The following is a 3,483-nucleotide window of genomic DNA, read 5'->3' as shown; positions in this document are numbered from 1 at the left end:
TAGTAATTAAATATTTAGCATTTAATTTTAACCGGAAAATAAATTACATGAAAATAGTTCCATTGTTTGTTTTCCATCTCTCTGTTAGTCTAACTAAGTAAGAAGAATTCTTTTTAATGCATAGTTGGGCTAAGGAGGAATACAAATGCAAGTGTGGTCAACCAAAGCGTTCACTAAAATAGGAGTTGTAGCAATACGACGCATATTTTTGAGCATTCTTGTGTCAATTATAATTTGTTTATCCATACAACCAGTTAATGCAGCTACACTATATGATAACCTTAGTGCACTTACGAACGATTCCAGTTCTCTTCAAGATCAGGTTAATGTACAGCAACAATTACAGGCCACTGCAGAAAGCCAGGCACAATCGATCCAAGAATCAATTAATGTATTGAAAAGCGCTATCGATCAGGATAACCTAGGTATACAGCAACACCAAAAATCCATAGCAGATTTAGACGTGGAGCAACAAAAGTTAGCTGATCAGCAGAAAAAAGATACAGAGACTCTTGAGAGCTACGTTAGAAATCAGTACACTGAGGGGGATACTCCCTATTTAAGCTATATAAGTTGGTTGGTTGGTTCGACAAGCATTAATGACTTGATCAACAGATGTAGTTATATTGATACAGTTCTTAGTTTCTATCGAGATCTGAGATTTAAGATATCGGCAAATGCTGATGAAATCAAGGTAAAGCGGAGCTTGGAAGAAGACGAAACAAAAAAACTAACAGATGAGATTCAGTCTAAGCAGCAACTTTTAGACGGTCTTAATGTAGCGATGGCAAAGCAGACTGAACTAGTAAATTCAATTACTAATGATGAAGCACAAATTATGCAAGTGCAAAGTCGAGGTCAAGAGAATATTAGCGAAACTGAGCGCTTAATTGCGGCAGAACAACTGCAATCTCAACTTGTTTCACAAGCGAAGTATCAGGAGATACTAGCGTCTCAACTGAATACAGATAGTTTACTGGGAACGTTTAGCACCCCTGTGAAATTAAATGGACAGGTAGGCCAGTTGCTATCCTTTGCATCAACGTTCCTGGGGGTACCTTATACTTGGGGAGGTACTTATCCGCAATTCGATTGTTCAAGCTTTGTACAGTATGTATTTGGACAGTTTGGTATTAAACTTAGTAGGGTAACTTGGGACCAATATAGCGAAGGTCAGAGCGTTTCGAGAGAAAACTTACAAGCTGGGGATTTAGTTTTCTTTTCTACGTATCAAGCAGGTCCATCTCACGTTGGCATCTATGTTGGTAACGGTATAATGATTAATTCTTCAAATAGTGGTGTTTCCTACGCTAGTATAAATAGTGAGTATTGGTCTAGTCGGTATTATGGCGCAAGACGTGTGATTGCTCGTTAATTCCGGGGTTGTTTCATCAGTGATCATGCGGTTGAAATTATAATTATAGTAACAAAATAATTGTGCAGTAAGGGATTAAGCTTCAGCTTGATCCCTTTTCCTAGTGTGTTACGAAGCATTCAGATCACTTATGTACGCTCCAGCACTCTTATGCCGTGTAGTTCTACCTACTGATTAGGGAGAGTTTGTTGAGGTTTGTTAGGTCTGATGAGTATATTTATTAACATATGGTCAAGCTTAAAACTAAGTTTAAAATATGTAACAAATTGGGGGTCCCTCAATGAAAGATTACTATTTGATACTTGGAATTAATGAACATGCTACGAGCGATGAAATAAAGATTGCCTTCAGAACACTTATGAAGGTTTGGCATCCAGATGTATGTTCTCAAAATGACGCTTATAATAAGTTTGTTGAAATCGTTGAGGCATATGAAATATTAAATAATCCCCACCAACGTAAACAATACGATGAAATGCGCAAAGCAAGTGAGGGCACTTTTCAACCGACAGAGGAGTCATCTATGTCTTTATTCGGATGCCTTATAATAATTTTCCTCGCAATACTAAGTTTTACTTTTGTCGCGTTTATTGCTTACAAAGTTTACATTACTCTACACTCTACATAGTATTTAATCTATGAATGATTCGATCTGAATCGCTTACCATAGGCGGTTAGAGTTTTTTAGGTAGGTAATAATCTGTACAACGGGGATTTTTTCTCGGACCTGATTATTTACTCCAACCATTGTTTCAGCCTGGAACAAAGAGTTTAGACAGGCCTCCTCGGAGGCATCTGAAACTGCCATCATAAAGGGGTCAAGAAACTCTGCGTTATCAATGATTAGAGGCTTTGCTTGAGGATGAATCCAAGGGTAATTAGAAAACGCCATTTCAATATTTCCGCACCCCCAGCGACAGATATTTCCTACTCTACTTAAACCCAACGGAGGTCTTTTGGCTAGACGCTTTAACTGGGGGCAGGTCAACGGAGCATCGGTTGCTATTATAGTAATATTTGAGTTGCGATGGGTTGGAGCCTCATTGACTGGAAACATGCGACCAAATGGGATGCCTTTAATTATTAAATCTTCACGCTCGCCAAAGTTACAGACCATTAATACTCCCAAGGTCCAGGTTCCCAAGCTGTTTTTTATGATGCGAGAACAGGTACCCACCCCCGACTTGTAGGCCACGGTGCTCATACCTACCCCTGCTCCGACATTACCCTCCGGAACAGACCCACCAGAAGCCGTGGCAATGGCCTGCCAGGCATGTTCCCTTTTCACATGCCTGCCTCTGGTATCATTTAAATAACCATCGTCACATTCGAAAATAGTTATATTGGGTGTCCGTTCTGAGATACCCACCCCAGGGTTATGTCTGAGTACCCAGTCAATTCCGCCCTCTAATGCCGAAGCAATGCTTAGAGTATTTGTGATAAGAATTGGATTTTCACAAATTCCTAGTTCTTCTACATACATCATACCGATGGATTTGCCGTATCCGTTGAACGGAAAAACTGCTGCAGGGCATTTTTGAGTATACAAGTTACCGCCGTGGGGAAGGATAGCAGTGATCCCGGTGCGAACCGGTCCTTGACCAGGGATAAGCCTGCCGTGACCTTGGATCAAGCTAACATGGCCCACAGTAACTCCAGGCACATCGGTTATAGCATTGTATTTGCCTGTAGGCAGGGTGCCAAAGTCGAGCCCTAACTCCCTCGCTCTAATTCGAACCACCTCCTCCATACTAACCAGTAAATACTATGAGTGTTTATTGGTCTATATTCTAAGGTGGAGAGGCGGTTTAGCTTTATAAATCAATGAAACAATTCTGAAAAACAGATGGGACAGATGAAGAAAATATAAAGGAATGATAAAGAAAGGTGATAAAGAAAAGAAAAAAGCATACGAAGGAAAATAACTGTTGACAGCACACGCTGAAAATGGTACTATAACTGAGCGCCACAAAGACGCACAATGATTGAACAAGCAAGGGGTTGAAACCTCGAGCTAGTCAATCTAGATCAGACAAATTAGTCATTGACAACGCGAGTTGAAAATGCTAAAATTAAAGTCTGGCCCAAGTGGCCTTAGAAAAAACCAT

3 protein-coding genes are annotated in these 3,483 nt (G+C 40.2%); 2 read left to right on the top strand and 1 reads right to left on the bottom strand.

Features of this window, described 5'->3' with window-relative positions:
• Window positions 1-145 precede the first annotated feature (145 nt).
• Window positions 146-1,375, top strand: coding sequence for a C40 family peptidase (locus tag DSBG_RS21375; RefSeq protein ID WP_068967015.1), 1,230 nt, complete (start codon window positions 146-148; stop codon window positions 1,373-1,375).
• Window positions 1,376-1,655: 280 nt separating this feature from the next.
• Window positions 1,656-2,003 carry a DnaJ domain-containing protein gene (locus DSBG_RS21370; RefSeq protein WP_068967013.1) on the top strand — a complete coding sequence of 116 codons (348 nt, stop codon included), beginning with the start codon at window positions 1,656-1,658 and terminating at the stop codon, window positions 2,001-2,003.
• Window positions 2,004-2,036: 33 nt separating this feature from the next.
• On the opposite strand, the gene DSBG_RS21365 is transcribed toward DSBG_RS21370, so the two are convergent.
• Window positions 2,037-3,116, bottom strand: a complete 1,080-nt coding sequence (locus DSBG_RS21365) for a DmpA family aminopeptidase (RefSeq protein ID WP_176716355.1) — start codon at window positions 3,114-3,116, stop codon at window positions 2,037-2,039.
• Window positions 3,117-3,483: the final 367 nt, after the last annotated feature.

The organism is Desulfosporosinus cupriresistens (genome assembly GCF_001707885.1).
Lineage (GTDB): Bacteria > Bacillota > Desulfitobacteriia > Desulfitobacteriales > Desulfitobacteriaceae > Desulfosporosinus.
The sequence above is the reverse complement of the archived record's forward strand: the minus strand, read 5'-3'. Positions and strand labels throughout refer to the sequence as shown.